Origin of the sequence: Brachybacterium sp. AG952 (assembly GCF_004362645.1) — a bacterium.
Lineage (GTDB): Bacteria > Actinomycetota > Actinomycetes > Actinomycetales > Dermabacteraceae > Brachybacterium > Brachybacterium conglomeratum.
Window position 1 is genome coordinate 271,717 of record NZ_SNXV01000005.1, and the last position, 17,219, is coordinate 288,935.

Below are 17,219 nucleotides of genomic sequence, written 5' to 3' on the forward strand. Positions count from 1 at the left end.
CTCGTCCCCGTGCTCGCTGTGCTCTGTCTGTTCTGTGTGCTCTGTGCGCCGGCTGCGCCCGCGCGCCGCTCAGGCGCCCTGGTGGAAGGTGCGGTCCAGGACGTCGAGCTGCTGCTCGCGGGTGAGCTTGACGAAGTTCACCGCGTAGCCGGAGACGCGCACGGTGAGGTTCGGGTAGTCCTCCGGGTTCTCCATCGCGTCGACGAGGGTGTCCTTGTTCAGCACGTTGATGTTGGCGTGGAACAGGCCGGTCTCGGCGTTGTTCGCGGCCCGACTGGCCTTCATGGAGGCGAGGCGCTGGTCGAAGGTGGGGGTGGTCATGGGGTTCTCCTCGGGGTGTGCGGTGCAGGTTCGGGGGTGGAGGGGCTGGTCCGGCGGGGCCGCCGGGTGCCGGCCGGCCGACGGGGCGCGTCGGTCGGCCGGTGCGAGGCTCACTCGTCGTCGATCATGAAGCCGGCGTCGAGGATCCCGACGAGGTTCGTCACCTGCTCGTCCTTGGTGCGGCCGAGCCCCTGCGGGGTGATCGTGTTGGTCAGCGAGATGCCGTCCAGGGCGTCCTCGTAGTCGAGCTTCCCGACCGAGAGCATCGAGGCGACCATGCCGTGGGTGTCGGCGCCGTTCTCCGGGTTCGCGCCCGGCGAGAACGGGGTGCCTGCCCGGTGCCCCGAGGGGAAGGAGCCGGTCGCCTTTCCGTAGACGACGTTCGAGGTGATCGTCAGGACCGACTGGGTCGGGATCGCGTCGCGGTACATCGGGATCGCCTTGATCTTCTGCATCACGGTGTGCACGATCGTCGCCGCGATGTCGTCGGCGCGGTCGTCGTCGTTCCCGTAGCGGGGGAACTCCCCCTCGGTCACGTAGTCGACGACCAGGCCAGTCTCGTCCCGCACCGGGGTGACCGTCGCGTAGCGGATCGCGGAGAGGGAGTCCGCGACGATCGACAGGCCAGCGATGCCGCAGCCCATGGTGCGCACGATCTCGCTGTCGTGCAGCGCCATCTCGATCGATTCGTAGGCGTAGCGGTCGTGGCTGTAGTGGATGATGTTCAGCGCCTCGACGTAGGTGCCCACCACCCAGTCGAGCATCTCCTCGTAGCGCTGCCAGACCTCGTCGAAGTCCAGCGGGGCCTCGCCCGTGATCGGGGTGTGCAGCCCGGGCTCGGTGACCTGCTTCCCGGTGACCTCGTCGCGGCCGCCGTTGATCGCGTAGAGCAGCGCCTTGCCGGCGTTGACGCGGGCGCCGAAGAACTGCATCTGCTTGCCCACCCGCATCGGGGAGACGCAGCAGGCGATCGCGGCGTCGTCGCCCCATCGCTCCCGGATCTGCGCGTCGGACTCGTACTGGATCGAGGAGGTCTCGATCGAGATCGCGGAGCAGAACTCCTTGTAGCCCTCGGGCAGCTCCGGGTCCCAGAAGATCGTGATGTTCGGCTCCGGGGCGGGGCCGAGGTTCCGCAGGGTCTGCAGCAGGCGGAAGGAGGTCCTGGTGACCAGCGGTCGGCCGTCCTCGGCGAAGCCGGCATCGGACCAGGTCGCCCAGTAGGGGTCGCCGGAGAAGATCTGGTCGTAGTCGACGGTGCGCAGGAAGCGCACGATCCGCAGCTTGATCACGAGCGCGTCGATGATCTCCTGCGCCTCGGACTCGGTGAGGGTGCCGGCGGCGAGGTCCCGTTGGATGTACACGTCCAGGAAGCCCGAGAGGCGGCCGATGGACATCGCGGCGCCGTCCTGGCTCTTCACCGAGGCGAGATAGGCCATGTAGGTCCACTGCACGGCCTCCTGGGCGGTCGCCGCGGGGCGGCGCAGGTCCAGCTCGTAGATCTCGCCGAGCCGCACCAGCTTCGTCAGCGCTTTGATCTGCTCGGCGTGCTCCTCCCGATAGCGCGCCCAGTGCTCGGAGAACCCCTGGTCCGCGACGGCGTCCTTCGCGGCCTTCTTCTCGGCGATCAGGAAGTCCGCGCCGTAGAGGGCGAGGCGGCGGTAGTCGCCGATGATGCGGCCGCGGCCGTAGGCGTCGGGCAGGCCGGTGATGATGTGGCTGGAGCGGGCGGCGCGGATCCGCGGGGTGTAGATGTCGAAGACGCCGTCGTTGTGGGTCTTGCGGTGCTTGGTGAAGATCTCCTTGATCCGCGGATCGGGCTCCTTGCCCGCCTCCCGGATCGCGGTCTCGACCATGCGCCAGCCTCCGCTGGGCATCATGGCGCGCTTGAGCGGCACGTCGGTCTGGAGGCCGACGATCACGTCGTCGTCCTCGCTGATGTACCCGGCGGGGAAGGCGTCGATGTCGGCGGGGGTCTCGGTGTCGACGTCGTAGACGCGCCGCCTGCGCTCCTCCGAGAGGTAGGTGCGCTCGAGGTGGTCCCAGAGCCGGAGGGTCTTCTCGGTGGGGCCGGCGAGGAAGGAGGCGTCGCCCGAGTAGGGGGTGTAGTTGCGCAGGATGAAGTCGCGCACGTCGATCGTCTCCTGCCACGGGCCGGGGGCGAACCCGGCCCAGGCGTCGCCCGGGGCGGTCGCGGCGGCGGGACGGTCGGTGGTGGCGGTGCTCATGGCGGCTCCTGTTCGCGGCGCGGGCCCGCGGCGCGGGGCCCTTCGTGGATGACTCCACGCTAGGCACCGCCGAGGCCCCTGACCGGGGTCCAAGGTCCCCGCACGATCGGAGCCGGCCAGCCGCAGGACGTCGGTCCATCGCCGGCGGGACGAAGGGCCTGCCGGGCGCGGCATCGAGCCCGACGGACGGAGCACCAGACCAGATGGGCGCGACAGCGGGCCCGAGCGACGCGGCGGGGTTCCCGCCGGGCATGACGGAGGGCCCGCACGATCGGTGATCGCACGGGCCCTCGCAGGTCCTCAGGGCGGGGGACGACAGGCCGCCGGAGCGCTCAGCTGCGCTGCTTGTCCATCTCCGCCTTCAGCTCCGCGAGGCGCAGCTCGCTGGTGCCGGTGCGGTCCTGCATCGCGGTGTACGGGCGCTCGGCCTCGCCGGTGTAGATCTGGCGCGGGCGGCCGATCTTCGTCTCCGGGTCGTGGATCATCTCCTGCCACTGGGCGATCCAGCCCGGAAGGCGGCCGATGGCGAAGAGCACCGTGAACATCTCGGTGGGGAAGCCGATGGCCTTGTAGATGATGCCGGTGTAGAAGTCGACGTTCGGGTAGAGCTTGCGCTCGACGAAGTAGTCGTCCTTCAGCGCGATCTCCTCGAGCTTCATCGCGAGCTCGAGCCGCTCGTCCTGCACGCCGAGGCGCTCGAGGACGTCGTCGGCGATCTTCTTGACGATGCGGGCGCGGGGATCGTAGTTCTTGTACACCCGGTGGCCGAAGCCCATCAGGCGGATCCCGTCCTCCTTGTTCTTCACCTTCTCCATGAAGTCGCGGGGATCCATGTCGCGGGCCTGGATCTGGTCGAGCATCTCCATCACGGCGGCGTTCGCGCCGCCGTGCGCGGGGCCGGAGAGGGCGCCGATGCCGGCGGAGATCGAGGTGAACAGGTTCGCCTGCGCGGAGCCGACCAGGCGCACCGCGGAGGTGGAGCAGTTCTGCTCGTGGTCGGCGTGGAGGATCAGCAGCTGCTCCATCGCGCGCACGATCACCGGGTCCGCGATGAACTCCTCGACCGGGAAGCCGAAGGTCAGGCGCAGGAAGTTCTCGATGAGGGAGAGCCGGTTGTCGGGGTAGAGCAGCGCATGGCCCTGCGCGATGCGGTGCGCGTAGGCGGCCATCGTCGGCATCTTCGCCAGCAGGCGCACGGAGGAGATCCGCACCTGCTCCTCGTCGAAGGGGTCCAGGGAGTCCTGGTAGAAGGTCGACAGGCCCGACACCCCGGCCTGCAGCACCGCCATCGGGTGGGCGTCGCGCGGGTAGCCGTCGAAGAGGTGCTTGAAGCGCTCGTCGAGCAGGGTGCGGCGCTCGACCTGGGCCTCGAAGTTGTCGAGCTGGCCCTTGGTGGGAAGCTCGCCGTTGATCAGGAGGTAGGCCACCTCGAGGTAGCTGGACTTCTCCGCGAGCTGCTCGATGGGGTAGCCGCGGTAGCGCAGGATGCCCTCGTCGCCGTCGATGTAGGTGATCGAGGACTTCGCGTTCGCGGTGTTCATGAAACCGGGGTCGTAGGTGACCTGGCCGGTCTCCTTGCGGAGCGGACCGATCGTGATGCCGGAGTTGCCCTCCACGGCAGGGACGACCGGAAGGTCGAGGGACTTCTCCCCGAGGGTGAGGTGGGCAGACGTCGTGGCGTGATCCATGGGCTCTCCGTTGTGCGTGGTCGGATCGGTCCCGGCGCGGGGCCGGAGGTGTCAGGAGCGCTCGAGGCGCTGGGCGGCGGCGGCGATCCGCTCGTCGGTCGCGGTGAGGGCGACGCGAACGAACCGCGCTCCCCCCTCACCATAGAACATCCCTGGTGCGACCAGCACACCGCGGTCTGCGAGGCGATCGACCGTGACCATCGAGTCCTCGCCGAAGGTGGTCCACAGGTACAGGCCCGCCTGCGAACCGTGGATCGTGCCGCCCGCGGACTCGAGCGCGGGGGCGAGCTGCGCCCTGCGAGCCCGGTAGACCTCCCGCTGCGCGGCGGGGGCGGCGTCATCGGCGAGCGCTGCGCCGAAGGCCGCCTGGACGGGCCCGGGCAGCATCATCCCGGCCTGCTTGCGCACCGCGACGAGCTCGGCCACGAGCGACGGGTCCCCGGCGACGAATGCGGCGCGGTAGCCGGCGAGGTTCGACTGCTTGGACAGGGAGTACACGCACAGCAGACCCTCGAGGGAGCCGCCGTTCACCCGCGGGTCCAGGATCGAGGGGACCTCGTCCACGGTCCAGGGCAGCAGCGCGTAGCACTCGTCGGAGGCGACGACGATCCCGCGCTCGCGCGCCCAGGCCAGCAGCGCGGCGAGCTGGTCGACGTCCAGCACCTCGCCGGTCGGGTTCGAGGGGGAGTTCAGCCACAGCAGCCGGATCCTGCTCGCGGCGGACGGGTCCGGCAGCGCGGCGTCGCCCTCGGCGGCCAGGCGCGCCATGTCCACCGGCAGCGGCCTCGCGCCGACGAAGCGGGCGCCCATGTCGTAGGTGGGATAGGCGATGTGCGGGAACGCGATCGCGTCGCCCGCGCCGAGGCCCAGCTGGAAGGGCAGGTGCGCGACGAGCTCCTTCGAGCCGACGGTGGGCAGCACCGCGTCGACGCCCAGCACGGCGGGGGCCGCACGGTGGCGGCGGACGAAGTCCACCAGCGCCTCGCGCAGGGCGGGGGTGCCGACCGTGGTCGGGTAGCCGGAGCTGTCGGCCGCGTCGGCCAGCGCCTGCTGCACGGTGGCGGGCGTCGGGTCCACGGGGGTGCCGACGGAGAGGTCGACGAGCCCGTCGGGGTGCTGCGCGGCCCGCTCGCGGGCGGGCACGATCGTGTCCCAGGGGAAGGCGGGCAGGCGCGCGGCGAGGCCCTCGCGCGCGACGGGGCGGGTGGCGGAGTGCGTCGGCGCCACGGCTCAGGCCAGGGGGTTCTCTTGCGGGGGCAGGGCCTCGACGAGCGGGTGGTCCTTGTCGATCACGCCCATCTTCGCGGCGCCGCCCGGTGCGCCGAGCTCGTCGAAGAACTCGACGTTGGCCTTGTAGTAGTCGGCCCACTCGTCGGGGGTGTCGTCCTCGTAGAAGATCGCCTCGACGGGGCAGACGGGCTCGCACGCGCCGCAGTCCACGCACTCGTCGGGCTGGATGTACAGCATCCGGTTGCCCTCGTAGATGCAGTCCACGGGGCACTCGTCGACGCAGGCGCGATCCTTCACGTCGACGCAGGGCAGGGCGATGACGTACGTCATGTGCGGCTTCCTTCCGTCCGGGTCGCCCTCCATCATCTCATCCCGGCCCCGCCCGGGAGCGCCGCCGGGACGTGCCGGAGCAGGAGGTGACAGGATGCACAGCCTGCCTGCGGCGGCCCCCGCGACGGGCCGACGGGCACGGGGATAGCCTGCCCGGATGACGATGCACGAGGGTCACCGGGTCCGCGCCGGCTGGGCGCCCTTCCTCGCGGAGGGGCGACGGGTGGTGCTGCGCTATGCGATCGACCGCGAGCGCTCCCCGCACGGCGAGTCGATGACCGATGCGCTGGGCACGATCACGCTGGTCGACGACGCGGTGGTGCAGGTGATGACGCGGCGCGGCGAGGTGCGCGTGCCGCGGGCCCTGGTCATCGCCGCGAAGGAGGTCCCGCCTCCGCCGGTGCGGCGGCAGGGGCCCGCCGCGCCCTGACGATGTAGTCCACGCCGGAGCCGACGTGCAGCACGGCCCCGACCCACACCAGCGCCTGCGCGGCCGGCACCAGCGAGGGCGCCCACGCGGCGACGGCGACCAGCAGGAACACCGAGGCCATCAGCACGAAGGTGCGGATCTTGCCGAGCCAGGAGACGGAGATCCGCCCGCCGAGCGCGGCGCGCGTGGCGAGGACGGCCATCGCCGCGTCGACGACGACGATCACGGCGAGCGCCGCCCAGGGCAGCAGGTCCGCGAGGGCCAGGGTCAGCACAATCGCGACGAGGCCCAGACGGTCCGCGATCGGGTCCATGATCTGGCCGGTGCGGCTGGTCTGGTCCAGGGCGCGGGCGAGCATCCCGTCGATCCAGTCGGTCGAGGCCCAGACGAGCAGCAGCACCACGCCGAGGGTGTCCGGCCCGTCCGCCAGGCGCAGGCACACCGGCAGCAGCAGCGCGAGGCGGACGAGGGTGACGAGGTTCGGGATCGTCGCCCAGTCGGGGCGGTCGGCGGCGCTCATGGCCTCAGCGTGCCCGGGACCGGCCGCGTCCCGCGACCGTGATCACCAGGGCGAGGGCGAAGGGGATCAGGATCCCGATGCCCTGGACGATCCAGCCGGAGTACTGCGCCTGATCCGCGATCACGGCGGGCAGGAGCACGCCGCCCCCCGCCCCCTCGCCGAGGAAGGGACCGGCCAGCAGGCCCCACAGCGAGCCGAGCACCAGGAGCGGGAAGCGGGTCCCCGTCGCGGACCACAGGAACAGGCACACCACGGCCTGGAAGACGGCGCCGAGCAGGAGCCCGGCGGGGAGGTCGACGCCGAGCACGGTCAGCTCGAACCGGTGGGTGGTGACCAGCAGCAGCACCGAGACGATCGCGAGCACGATCGCCATCGCGGCCTGGCCGAGCCGGGCGGCGAGGGAGGTCGTGTCGACCGCCGTCGGCCTCTGCTGCGTGCTGGTCACCGCGTCACTTCCCGGACTTCGCCTTGGACTGGGCGCGACGGCGCTCGTTCGCGTCCAGGATCACCTTGCGGATGCGCACGATCTCCGGGGTCACCTCGACGCACTCGTCCTCGCCGGTGAACTCGAGGGACTCCTCGAGGGTCAGCTTCCGCGGCGGCACCAGGTTCTCGAAGGAGTCCGACGACGCGGCGCGCATGTTCGTCAGCTTCTTCTCCTTGGTGATGTTCACGTCCATGTCCTCGTTGCGGGAGTTCTCCCCCACGATCTGGCCGGCGTACACCTCCGAGGTCGGCTCGACGAAGAAGGAGCCGCGCTCCTGCAGGTTGATCATCGCGAAGGGCGTGACGTTCCCGGCGCGGTCGGCGACCAGCGAGCCGGTCGCGCGGAACTCGATCTCGCCCATCCACGGCTCGTGGCCGTCGGCGTAGGAGGAGGCGATGCCGTTGCCGCGGGTCTCGGTCATGAACCGGGTGCGGAAGCCGATCAGGCCGCGGGAGGGGACGACGAACTCCATGCGCACCCAGCCCGAGCCGTGGTTGCTCATGGTCTCCATGCGGCCCTTGCGCGAGGCCATCAGCTGGGTGACGGTGCCGAGGTACTCGTCGGGCACGTCGATGGTCATCCGCTCGACGGGCTCGTGGACCTTGCCGTCGATCTCGCGGGTGAGGACCTTCGGCTTGCCGACGGTGAGCTCGAAGCCCTCGCGGCGCATCTGCTCGACCAGGATCGACAGGGCCAGCTCGCCGCGGCCCTGCACCTCCCAGGCGTCGGGGCGCTCGGTGGGCAGCACCTTCAGGGACACGTTGCCGACCAGCTCGGAGTCCAGGCGGTCCTTCACCTGGCGGGCGGTGAGCTTGTGGCCCTTGCCGTTCTTGCCCGCGAGCGGGGAGGTGTTGATGCCGATGGTCATCGAGATCGCGGGGTCGTCGATGGTGATCAGCGGCAGCGGGCGCGGGTCGTTCACGTCGGCGAGGGTCTCGCCGATCATGATCTCCGGGATGCCGGCGACGGCGACGATGTCGCCCGGGCGGGCGGCGCGGGTCATCGGCTCGCGGGAGAGGCCCTTGGTCTCCAGCAGCTCGGTGATCTTCACCGTCTTCGTGGTGCCGTCCTGGGTGCACCAGGCGACCTGCTGGCCCTTGGTGAGCTCGCCGTTCTTGATGCGCAGCAGCGCGAGACGGCCCAGGAACGGGGAGGCGTCGAGGTTGGTGACGTGGGCCTGCAGCGGCACCTCGTCGTCGTAGCTCGGGGCCGGGATCGACTCGAGGATGGTCCTGAACAGCGGCTCAACGGTCTCCTCCTCGGGGAGGGTGCCGTCGGCGGGCTGGGTGGTGGAGGCGCGGCCCGCCTTGCCGGAGGCGTAGACGACCGGCACGTCCAGCACCGCGTCGAGGTCGATGTCGTCGATCTCCTCGGCGAGGTCGGAGGCCAGGCCCAGCAGCAGGTCGGTGGCCTCGCCGACGACCTCCTCGATGCGGGCGTCGGGGCGGTCGACCTTGTTGACCACCAGGATGACGGGCAGCTTCGCGGCCAGCGCCTTGCGCAGCACGAAGCGGGTCTGCGGCAGCGGGCCCTCGGAGGAGTCCACCAGCAGCACGACGCCGTCGACCATCGACAGGCCGCGCTCGACCTCTCCGCCGAAGTCGGCGTGGCCGGGGGTGTCGATGACGTTGATGGTGATGCCGTCGGGCTCGCCGATCGCCGCGGCCGAGGGGCCGACGTAGCGGATCGCCGTGTTCTTGGCGAGGATCGTGATGCCCTTCTCGCGCTCGAGCTCGCCGGAGTCCATCGCCCGCTCGTCGTGCTTGTCACGCTCGCCGAAGGCTCCGCCCTGGGTGAGCATGGCGTCGACCAGGGTGGTCTTGCCGTGGTCCACGTGGGCGACGATGGCGACGTTTCGCAGGTCGGTGCGGTGCTGGATGGTCATACGCAGGTGCTCGATTCAGATAGCGCGGCGGGGCGTGGACCGAGCAGCGCCCGGTCGCACGGCGGGTGCGACCCGCTCCAGGGCCGCGCCGAGTCTATCGGGCCGGGGCGCTCTGCGACGGGTGCGGGGATGAGAGCTTCGACGCGCTGTTCCCGGCGAGGAGCGCGGCGAGGAGGGCCGAGGCGAGGCGTCACCTCTCGGATCGACGAGGGCGAGGCCCGCACGGATCCTCTCCGCGCGGGCCTCGCCCCTGTCATCGGTCCGACGTCATCGGCCCCCGATCACCGGCTCAGACGTGCCCGGCCTGGGCGAAGGGATCGATGATGTCGTCCGGCCCGCCATCGCCCTCGCCGCCGGTCTCGTCGGCAAGGCCCTCCGGGGCCTCGACGTCGATCGTCTCCGAGCCCGCCAGCGGGATGGAGCCGCCGGGGATCGCAGCGAGCAGGCGCTTGGTGTAGTCCTGCTGCGGGGCGTGGAAGACGTCGTCGGTGGTGCCCTGCTCGACGACCTTCCCCTTCTCCATCACGAGGGTGTGGTCCGCGATCTGCCGCACCACGGCGAGGTCGTGGGTGATGAACAGGTAGCTCAGCCCCAGCTCGGCCTGCAGGTCGTTGAGCAGCTCGAGCACCTGGGCCTGGACCAGCACGTCCAGCGCCGAGACGGCCTCGTCGCAGATCACGACCTCGGGGTCCAGCGCGAGCGCACGGGCGATCGCGACGCGCTGGCGCTGGCCGCCCGAGAGCTCGTTGGGATAGCGACGCATCATCGCCGCGGGCAGCGCGACCTTGTCCAGCAGGTCGCGGACCTTCGCCTCGCGGCTCTTCGGGTCCCCGATGCCGTGCAGGCGCATCGGCTCCTCGATCGTGCGGAAGATCGAGTACATCGGGTCGAGGGTGCCGTAGGGGTTCTGGAAGATCGGCTGCACGCGACGGCGCAGCGCCTTCAGCCGGCGTCCCCGCAGGTCCGCCACGTCCTCCCCCTCGAAGAGCACCCGGCCCGAGGTGGGCTCGAGCAGCTTCAGCACCATCTGGGCCACGGTGGACTTGCCCGAGCCGGACTCCCCCACGATCGCCGTGGTGGTGCCGCGACGCAGAGCGAAGGAGACCTCGTCGACCGCGAGGAACGGGGTCGACCTCCACGGCACCTTCCCGCGGATCGGGAAGGACTTCGTCAGGCTCTGCACCTCGATCACCGCGTCGGCGTCCGGCTCGGCGTAGCCGAACTCGGGCGCCATCGTGTCGGACACCGGCGCCGGGGAGGTGAGGCGGTCCTCGGCGTGCACCGGCGCGTTCTCCTGCGCCTGCTCCCGGATCTCCGCGCGCTGGGAGGAGGAGACCAGGCGCCGCGAGGCGAGCGACGGCGCGGCGCTGATGAGCCGCTTGGTGTACGGGTGCTGCGGGTCCTGCAGCAGCTGCAGCGCAGGACCGGACTCGACGACCTGTCCCTTGTACATGACCACCAGGTGCTGGGCGCGCTCGGCGGCCAGGCCCAGGTCGTGGGTGATCAGCAGCACCGCCACGCCGAGCTCACCGGTGAGGTGGTCGAGGTGGTCGAGGATCTGCTGCTGGACGGTGACGTCCAGCGCGCTGGTGGGCTCGTCGGCCACCAGCAGCTTCGGCCGGGCGGCCAGGCCCATCGCGATCAGGGCGCGCTGCTTCATGCCGCCGGAGAACTCGTGCGGGAACTGCTCGGCTCGGCGCTCCGCGTCGGAGAGCCCCGCCTCCTCGAGCAGCTGGACGGTGCGCTTCCTCGCCTCGGCGCCCTTGGCGACGCCGTTGGCGGCGAGGGTCTCGCGGATCTGGGCGCCGACCTTCCACATGGGGTTGAGGTTGCTCATCGGGTCCTGCGGGACCAGTCCCACCTGGTCGCCGCGCAGCACCCGGATCTCCTTCTCGGAGACGTGGGTGATGTCGCGGCCCTCGAAGAGGATCTGCCCGCCGGTGATCGAGCCGTTCTCGGCCAGCAGGTGCGCGATCGCCATGGCGGTCGTGGACTTGCCCGAGCCGGACTCGCCCACGATCGCGACGGTCTCCCCGGGGTACACCTCGAGGTTCGCATTGCGCACGCCCTTGACCGGTCCGCTCGAGGTGGTGAACGTGATCTCGAGGTCCTTGATCTCCAGCAGCGGCTGCGCGGAGCCGGCCGGGGAGGCGGCCGGGGTGGGGTTCACGGAGGTCGTGGTCATCGCTTCCTCGCCTTCGGGTCCAGTGCGTCGCGCACCGCGTCGCCGAGCATGATGAAGCTCAGCACGGTGATGGCCAGCGCCAGGGACGGGTAGAACAGCATGGACGGCTGCGTGCGCAGCGCGTCACGGGCGTCGGAGATGTCCCCGCCCCAGGAGACGGCGGAGGTGGGCAGGCCCACGCCGAGGAAGGACAGCGTCGCCTCGGCGACGATGAACACGCCGAGGTTGACGGTCGCGGTGACGATCACCGGGGCGATCGCGTTGGGGATCACGTGCTTCAGCAGCACGGTGCCGCTCGAGGCACCGAGCGCCACCGAGGAGGTGACGTAGTCCTGGCTCTTCGTGGAGATCACGGCGCCGCGCATGATGCGGGCGACGTTGGTCCAGCCGAAGATGCTCAGCACCACGATCACGGTCCACATGCTCATCTCGCCCACGCGGGTCGCGACCACGATCGCGCCGAGGATCATCGGCACCGCGAAGAAGATGTCGGTGACGCGGGAGATGACCTCGTCGAACCAGCCGCCGATGTAGCCGGCGAGCGCGCCGATCGTGCCGCCGATGAGCGTCGAGCCGACCATGGCGAAGAAGCCGATGATCACCGAGGTGCGAGCACCCCAGAAGGTGCGGGCCATGATGTCGTAGCCCTGGCGGGAGGTGCCGAAGGGGTGCTCGGGACCGGGCGGCTGATTGGCGCGGCCGAGGTCGCCGAAGCCCGGGTCCTGCGAGGTGAACACCTGCGGGAAGGCGGCGACGAAGAGCACGAACAGGATCAGCAGTGCGGAGATCACGAACACGGGGTTGCGGACCAGGCTGCGCCCGGCCTCGGCCCACAGCGAGCGCGGGGTGCCGGAGGTGTCGACCGCGTCGACCTCCTGCAGCGGGGTCTCCGCGAGCGGCGCGACCCAGTGCTCCGTACGGGGCCGGCGGGAGTTCTGAGCATCACTTCGCATAGCGGATCCTCGGGTCGAGCACGCCGTAGAGCAGGTCCACGACGAGGTTGGAGAGCAGGAAGATGATCACCAGCAGCGTCACCAGCGACACGATCATCGGGGCCTCGCCCGCGTTGATCGAGTTGAACAGCAGCGTGCCGATGCCCGGGACGTTGAAGACGCGCTCGGTGACGATCGCGCCGCCCATCAGGGCGCCCAGGTCCGCACCGATGAACGTGACCACCGGGATCAGGGAGTTGCGCAGGACGTGCTTGGAGACCACGCCGCCGCGGGAGAGGCCCTTCGCGGTCGCGGTGCGCACGTGGTCGGCGCCCGCCGTCTCCGCGATCGAGGTGCGGGTCAGGCGCAGCACGTAGGCGAAGGAGACGCCGCCGAGCACGAAGCCGGGCAGCATCAGGTTCTGCCAGGAGGGGTCGCGGCCCACGTTGATCGGGGCGATCCCCAGCTGCAGGCCGAAGACGAACTGCGCGAGGAAGCCGAGCACGAAGGTGGGCGTGGCGATCAGCAGCAGCGAGAGCATCAGCAGCGTGGTGTCGATCAGCTTGCCCTTGCGCAGGCCCGAGATCACGCCGGCGGCGACGCCGAAGATCGTCTCGACGACCACGGCGATGATCGCGAGGCGGAACGTGGTCGGGAAGGCCGCGGCGATCTGGTCCCACAGGGGGCGGCCGTTGAAGCCGACGCCGAGGTCGAAGGTCAGCACGCTCTTGAGGTAGAGCAGCCACTGGACCAGCACGTGCTCGTCGAGGTTGTACTGCTCGCGCAGCTGCTGCGCGACCGCCGGGGAGATGGGCTTGTCGCCCGCCAGGGCGAGGATCGGGTCACCCGAGGTGTAGAACGCCAGCAGGTAGACGATCAGGGTGGCGCCGAGGAAGACGGGGATCATCTGCAGCAGTCGCCGCCCGATGTACCAGAGCACGTCGTTCCCTTTCGATGGAGGAGGGGCCTCGCGGCCCGGTGGAACGGCCCGGCCGGGGGCCGGGCGTGGAACAGCGGGAACCGGACGCAGCCGGTTCCCGCTGTCACGGGGAGATCAGCAGATCACTTGGTGATGTTGTGGTACAGCGGCACGGTGTCCCAGCCGTACTCCACGTCGGAGACGAGCGTCGAGTAGCCGCCGATGGTGTTCTGGTACCAGAGCGGGAGGACGGGGAGGTCCCGCATGATCAGGGCCTCCGCCTCCTTCCAGATCTTGATGGCGTCCTCCTCGGTCTCGGCGGCGAGGCCGTCGGCCAGGAGCTGGTCGAACTCGGGGTTCTTGTAGTCGCCGTCGTTGGAGCCGTTGCCGTCGGCCGCGGAGGAGCCGTAGAGCGGGCCGAGGAAGTTGTAGGCCGACGGGTAGTCCGCCTGCCAGCCGGAGCGCCAGGTGCCCATGAGGTCACGGGCGCGGATCTGCTCGCGCATCTCGCCGAAGGCCGGGAACGGCGTGGGCTTCGCCTCGATGCCGAGCACGTTCGCGAGCGAGTTGCAGACCGCCTCGACCCAGTCCGCGTGCGGACCGTCGGCGTTGTAGGCGAGGGTGAGCGGGCCCTTGAACGGGGTGATCGCCTCGGCCTCCTCCCACAGCTTCTTCGCCTCGGCCTCGTCGAACTCGAGCACCTCGGCGCCGGGGATGTCGGTCGCGCCGCCGCCGGGGATCACCGGGGAGACGAAGTCCGTGGCCGGGGTGCGGGTGCCGAAGAAGAGGTTGTCGCAGATCGACTTGCGGTCGATCGCGCGCGAGAGCGCCTTGCGACGGATCGCTCCGGCCTCGCCCTCGAAGTTCGGGTCGTAGCCGGGCAGGGTGATCGACTGGAACACGGCGCCGGGGGCGTTGACGGCCCGCTCGCCGAGGTCGCTCTCGAAGGTCGCGAGCGCCGAGCCGGGCAGCTGGTCGACGACGTCGACGTTGTCCGACTGCAGGTCGAGGTACATCGTCTCCGGGTCCTGGTAGACCGTGAAGTTGATGCCGGAGTTCTTCGGGGTGCGGGGACCGTCGTAGGACTCGTTGGGGACCAGCACCAGCTCCTGGTCGTGGGTCCAGGTCTCGAGCTTGTAGGGGCCGTTCGCCAGCGGCGCCTCGCCGTAGGCCTCCATGTCGTCGAAGGCCGAGGGCGGCATCGGCATGTAGGCCGAGTAGCCCAGGCGGGTCGGGAAGTCCGACTGCGGGGTGACCAGGCGCGCGGTGAAGGTGGTCTCGTCGACGACCTCGAGGCCGGAGAGGGTCGCATCGGCGGCGACGCCCTCGGCGGAGAGCTCCTCGTAGCCCTCGAAGGGCTCGAAGAAGTACTGGCCGATCTGGGCGTTGGCGGCGTTCGCGCCGTAGTTCCAGGAGTCGACGAAGTCCTGCGCGGTGATCGGGGTGGAGCCGTCGGAGTAGGTGAGGCCCGAACGGATCTTGATGGTCCAGTTCTGGTTGTCCTCGGACTCGATCGACTCGGCGATGTCGTTCTCGATGCTGCCGTCGGCCTTGTAGTAGACCAGGCCCGCGAAGATCATCGTGATGATGCGGCCGCCGCCGACCTCGCCGGTGTTGGCGGGCAGCAGGGGGTTCTCGGGCTCGGTGGTGTTCGCGTAGATCGGCTCTCCGGTGCCGCCGCCGGCATCGCTGCCGCCGGCTCCGGCGCCGCCTTCGTCTCCGCCGCAGGCGGCGAGGGTGAGGGCGGCCGCGCCTCCGGCGGCGGTGCCCAGCATCATGGATCGGCGCGAGATGGCCATGGGTTCTCCTGGATGGCTCGTGGTCGTGCACCGCACCATCGTTGTGCGGTACGGCACCTAGTGTGCACCCTCCGATGTCAACTGCATTCCATCTGTCGGTAACGCTTCGGTCTCGGCGATTTTTCAACCATGAGTGGAACCGGGACGGACCAGGGGCGGAACCCGTGGCAGGAAGTCCCCTCCGAGCGTGCCTGGGTGTTGAATGGCCGTATGACTTCTTCCGATCCCACCACTGCTCCTGTCGACCCCACCACGACCGAGGCCTGGGCCGAGCTCGAGGCGCACGACCTCGCGCTCGAGGGCTCCTTGCGCGAATGGTTCGCCGAGGATCCCGAGCGCGCCGCCCGCTTCACGCACGACGCCGCCGACCTCCACGTCGACCTGTCGAAGAACCTCCTGACCCCCGAGACCATGCGACTGCTGCTGAAGCTGGCCCGCGAGGTCGGGGTCGAGGAGCGTCGCGACGCGATGTACGCCGGCGCCCACATCAACACCACCGAGGACCGCGCCGTGCTGCACACCGCGCTGCGCCGCCCCGCCAGCTCCTCCCCCGCCCTGGCCGTGGACGGGCAGAACATCGACGAGGACGTGCGCGGCACGCTCCACCGCGTCTACGAGTTCGCCGAGAAGGTCCGCTCCGGCGAGTGGACCGGCGTGACCGGCAAGCGCATCGAGACCGTCGTGAACATCGGCATCGGCGGCAGCGACCTCGGCCCCGTCATGGTGTACGAGGCGCTGAAGCCCCTCGCCCAGGACGGCCTCGAGGCCCGCTTCCTGTCCAACATCGATCCCACCGACGCGTACGAGACCACGCGCGGCCTCGACCCCGAGACGACGCTCGTCATCGTCGCCTCGAAGACCTTCACCACCCTGGAGACCCTCACCAACGCGCGCCTGGTGCGCAGCTGGCTGCTGGAGGGGCTGCGCGAGAGCGCGGGCCTGACCGCCGAGCAGGAGAAGGAGGCCGTCGCGAAGCACTTCGTGGCCGTCTCCACCGCGCTGGACAAGGTCGAGGAGTTCGGCATCGATCCCCGGAACGCCTTCGGCTTCTGGAACTGGGTGGGCGGCCGCTACAGCGTCGACTCCGCGATCGGCACCGTGCTCGCCACCGTGCTGGGCCCGGACGTGTTCGAGGAGTTCCTGGCCGGCTTCCACGCGATGGACGAGCACTTCGCCACCGCGCCCGCGGAGCAGAACGTGCCGCTGCTGATGGGCCTGCTGAACATCTGGAACGTGAACTTCCTGGAGGCGGAGACCCATGCGGTCCTCCCCTACTCCCAGTACCTCCACCGCTTCCCGGCCTACCTCCAGCAGCTCACCATGGAGTCCAACGGCAAGGGCGTGCGCTGGGACGGCTCGCTGGCGACCACCGAGACCGGCGAGGTCTTCTGGGGCGAGCCCGGCACCAACGGCCAGCACGCCTTCTACCAGCTGATCCACCAGGGCACCCGCGTGATCCCGGCGGACTTCATCGCCTTCGCCACCCCGGACCACGCGCTGGTCGACGGGGAGCAGGACGTCCACGAGCTGTTCCTGGCGAACTTCTTCGCCCAGACCAAGGCGCTCGCCTTCGGCAAGACCGCCGAGGAGGTCCGCGCCGAGGGGACCGAGGGCGCGCTCGTCGCCGCCCGCGAGTTCTCCGGGGACCGGCCCACCACCTCGATCATGGCCCCGAAGCTGACCCCGTCGGTGCTGGGCCAGCTGATCGCGCTGTACGAGCACATCACCTTCGTGCAGGGCGTCGTGTGGGGCATCAACTCCTTCGACCAGTGGGGCGTGGAGCTCGGCAAGCAGCTCGCGAAGGACCTCGCCGGCGCCGTCGCGGGCGACGAGGAGAAGATCTCCGCGGAGGACGCCTCGACCTCGGGTCTGATCCGCTACTACCGCGAGCACCGCGAGGGCTGATCAGCGCCCTCCGCTCCTGCGCCTGCAGAAAGGGGACGTGAGCGGCACGCCGCGGAGCTCAGCGCTCCGCCGTGCCGCTCACGTCCCCTTCGTGCGGGGCCCTCCCTCAGGACAGCCCCCTCCGCCCGATCTCCTGCCGCTCGTCCCTCGCAGCACGTCGATCAGGCAGCACCCTCCGCCCGATCTCCTGCCGCTCGTCCCTCGCAGCACGTCGATCAGGCCAGCGCCCTCCCGCCCGATCTCCTGCCGCTCGTCCCTCGCAGCACGTCGATCAGGCAGCACCCTCCGCCCGATCTCCTGCCGCTCGTCCCTCGCAGCACGTCGATCAGGCAGCACCCTCCGCCCGATCTCCTGCCGCTCGTC

General features: G+C 70.3%; 14 protein-coding genes. 2 read left to right on the forward strand and 12 right to left on the reverse strand.

The window, feature by feature from the left end; genetic code table 11:
• Positions 1-69 precede the first annotated feature (69 nt).
• The 5 genes from grcA2 to fdxA form a co-directional block, all read right to left on the reverse strand.
• Complete coding sequence (gene grcA2 / locus DEU31_RS13640; protein ID WP_010551458.1) at positions 70-321, reverse strand: autonomous glycyl radical cofactor GrcA2; 252 nt, start codon at positions 319-321, stop codon at positions 70-72.
• Between the two features lie 110 nt (positions 322-431).
• Positions 432-2,546 carry a pyruvate formate lyase family protein gene (locus DEU31_RS13645; protein ID WP_010551457.1) on the reverse strand — a complete coding sequence of 705 codons (2,115 nt, stop codon included), beginning with the start codon at positions 2,544-2,546 and terminating at the stop codon, positions 432-434.
• 332 nt (positions 2,547-2,878) lie between these two features.
• Positions 2,879-4,234: a citrate synthase gene (locus DEU31_RS13650; protein WP_010551456.1), complete on the reverse strand. Its 1,356-nt coding sequence runs from the start codon at positions 4,232-4,234 to the stop codon at positions 2,879-2,881.
• 51 nt (positions 4,235-4,285) lie between these two features.
• Positions 4,286-5,461, reverse strand: coding sequence for a succinyldiaminopimelate transaminase (gene dapC, locus DEU31_RS13655; RefSeq protein WP_133677537.1), 1,176 nt, complete (start codon positions 5,459-5,461; stop codon positions 4,286-4,288).
• A 3-nt stretch (positions 5,462-5,464) separates the two neighbouring features.
• Complete coding sequence (gene fdxA, locus DEU31_RS13660) at positions 5,465-5,794, reverse strand: ferredoxin (protein ID WP_010551454.1); 330 nt, start codon at positions 5,792-5,794, stop codon at positions 5,465-5,467.
• 157 nt (positions 5,795-5,951) lie between these two features.
• On the opposite strand from fdxA, the gene DEU31_RS13665 reads away from it, so the two are divergent.
• Complete coding sequence (locus tag DEU31_RS13665) at positions 5,952-6,224, forward strand: hypothetical protein (protein WP_010551453.1); 273 nt, start codon at positions 5,952-5,954, stop codon at positions 6,222-6,224.
• Here DEU31_RS13665 and DEU31_RS13670 read toward each other — a convergent pair.
• The 7 genes from DEU31_RS13670 to DEU31_RS13700 form a co-directional block, all read right to left on the reverse strand.
• A complete protein-coding gene (locus DEU31_RS13670; protein WP_010551452.1) occupies positions 6,163-6,744 on the reverse strand; it encodes a CDP-alcohol phosphatidyltransferase family protein in 582 nt (193 codons plus the stop codon). The genes DEU31_RS13665 and DEU31_RS13670 overlap by 62 nt on opposite strands.
• Before the next feature lie 4 nt (positions 6,745-6,748).
• On the reverse strand, positions 6,749-7,189 hold the full coding sequence (locus DEU31_RS13675; RefSeq protein WP_010551451.1) for a hypothetical protein: 441 nt from the start codon (positions 7,187-7,189) through the stop codon (positions 6,749-6,751).
• Positions 7,190-7,193: 4 nt separating this feature from the next.
• Positions 7,194-9,116 (reverse strand): translational GTPase TypA, encoded by a 1,923-nt coding sequence (gene typA / locus DEU31_RS13680; RefSeq protein ID WP_010551450.1) that lies wholly within the window; start codon positions 9,114-9,116, stop codon positions 7,194-7,196.
• A 289-nt stretch (positions 9,117-9,405) separates the two neighbouring features.
• Positions 9,406-11,301: an ABC transporter ATP-binding protein gene (locus tag DEU31_RS13685; RefSeq protein WP_133677538.1), complete on the reverse strand. Its 1,896-nt coding sequence runs from the start codon at positions 11,299-11,301 to the stop codon at positions 9,406-9,408.
• Positions 11,298-12,254: an ABC transporter permease gene (locus DEU31_RS13690; RefSeq protein ID WP_010551448.1), complete on the reverse strand. Its 957-nt coding sequence runs from the start codon at positions 12,252-12,254 to the stop codon at positions 11,298-11,300. The genes DEU31_RS13685 and DEU31_RS13690 overlap by 4 nt, the downstream gene beginning before the upstream one ends.
• Positions 12,244-13,173, reverse strand: coding sequence for an ABC transporter permease (locus DEU31_RS13695; RefSeq protein ID WP_010551447.1), 930 nt, complete (start codon positions 13,171-13,173; stop codon positions 12,244-12,246). The genes DEU31_RS13690 and DEU31_RS13695 overlap by 11 nt, the downstream gene beginning before the upstream one ends.
• A gap of 122 nt (positions 13,174-13,295) precedes the next feature.
• Positions 13,296-14,951 carry an ABC transporter substrate-binding protein gene (locus tag DEU31_RS13700; RefSeq protein WP_010551446.1) on the reverse strand — a complete coding sequence of 552 codons (1,656 nt, stop codon included), beginning with the start codon at positions 14,949-14,951 and terminating at the stop codon, positions 13,296-13,298.
• A 210-nt stretch (positions 14,952-15,161) separates the two neighbouring features.
• Here DEU31_RS13700 and pgi point away from each other — a divergent pair, with 210 nt between their 5' ends.
• On the forward strand, positions 15,162-16,856 hold the full coding sequence (gene pgi, locus DEU31_RS13705) for a glucose-6-phosphate isomerase (protein ID WP_133677539.1): 1,695 nt from the start codon (positions 15,162-15,164) through the stop codon (positions 16,854-16,856).
• Positions 16,857-17,219 lie beyond the last annotated feature (363 nt).

Excerpts from the sequence above, each read along its gene's own strand:
- grcA2 (WP_010551458.1), bottom strand. The coding sequence starts at position 321 with ATGACCACCCCCACCTTCGACCAGCGCCTCGCCTCCATGAAGGCCAGT.
- DEU31_RS13645 (WP_010551457.1), bottom strand. The coding sequence starts at position 2,546 with ATGAGCACCGCCACCACCGACCGTCCCGCCGCCGCGACCGCCCCGGGC.
- DEU31_RS13650 (WP_010551456.1), bottom strand. The coding sequence starts at position 4,234 with ATGGATCACGCCACGACGTCTGCCCACCTCACCCTCGGGGAGAAGTCC.
- fdxA (WP_010551454.1), bottom strand. The coding sequence starts at position 5,794 with ATGACGTACGTCATCGCCCTGCCCTGCGTCGACGTGAAGGATCGCGCC.
- DEU31_RS13665 (WP_010551453.1), top strand. The coding sequence starts at position 5,952 with ATGACGATGCACGAGGGTCACCGGGTCCGCGCCGGCTGGGCGCCCTTC.
- DEU31_RS13670 (WP_010551452.1), bottom strand. The coding sequence starts at position 6,744 with ATGAGCGCCGCCGACCGCCCCGACTGGGCGACGATCCCGAACCTCGTC.
- typA (WP_010551450.1), bottom strand. The coding sequence starts at position 9,116 with ATGACCATCCAGCACCGCACCGACCTGCGAAACGTCGCCATCGTCGCC.
- DEU31_RS13685 (WP_133677538.1), bottom strand. The coding sequence starts at position 11,301 with ATGACCACGACCTCCGTGAACCCCACCCCGGCCGCCTCCCCGGCCGGC.
- DEU31_RS13690 (WP_010551448.1), bottom strand. The coding sequence starts at position 12,254 with ATGCGAAGTGATGCTCAGAACTCCCGCCGGCCCCGTACGGAGCACTGG.
- DEU31_RS13700 (WP_010551446.1), bottom strand. The coding sequence starts at position 14,951 with ATGGCCATCTCGCGCCGATCCATGATGCTGGGCACCGCCGCCGGAGGC.
- pgi (WP_133677539.1), top strand. The coding sequence starts at position 15,162 with ATGACTTCTTCCGATCCCACCACTGCTCCTGTCGACCCCACCACGACC.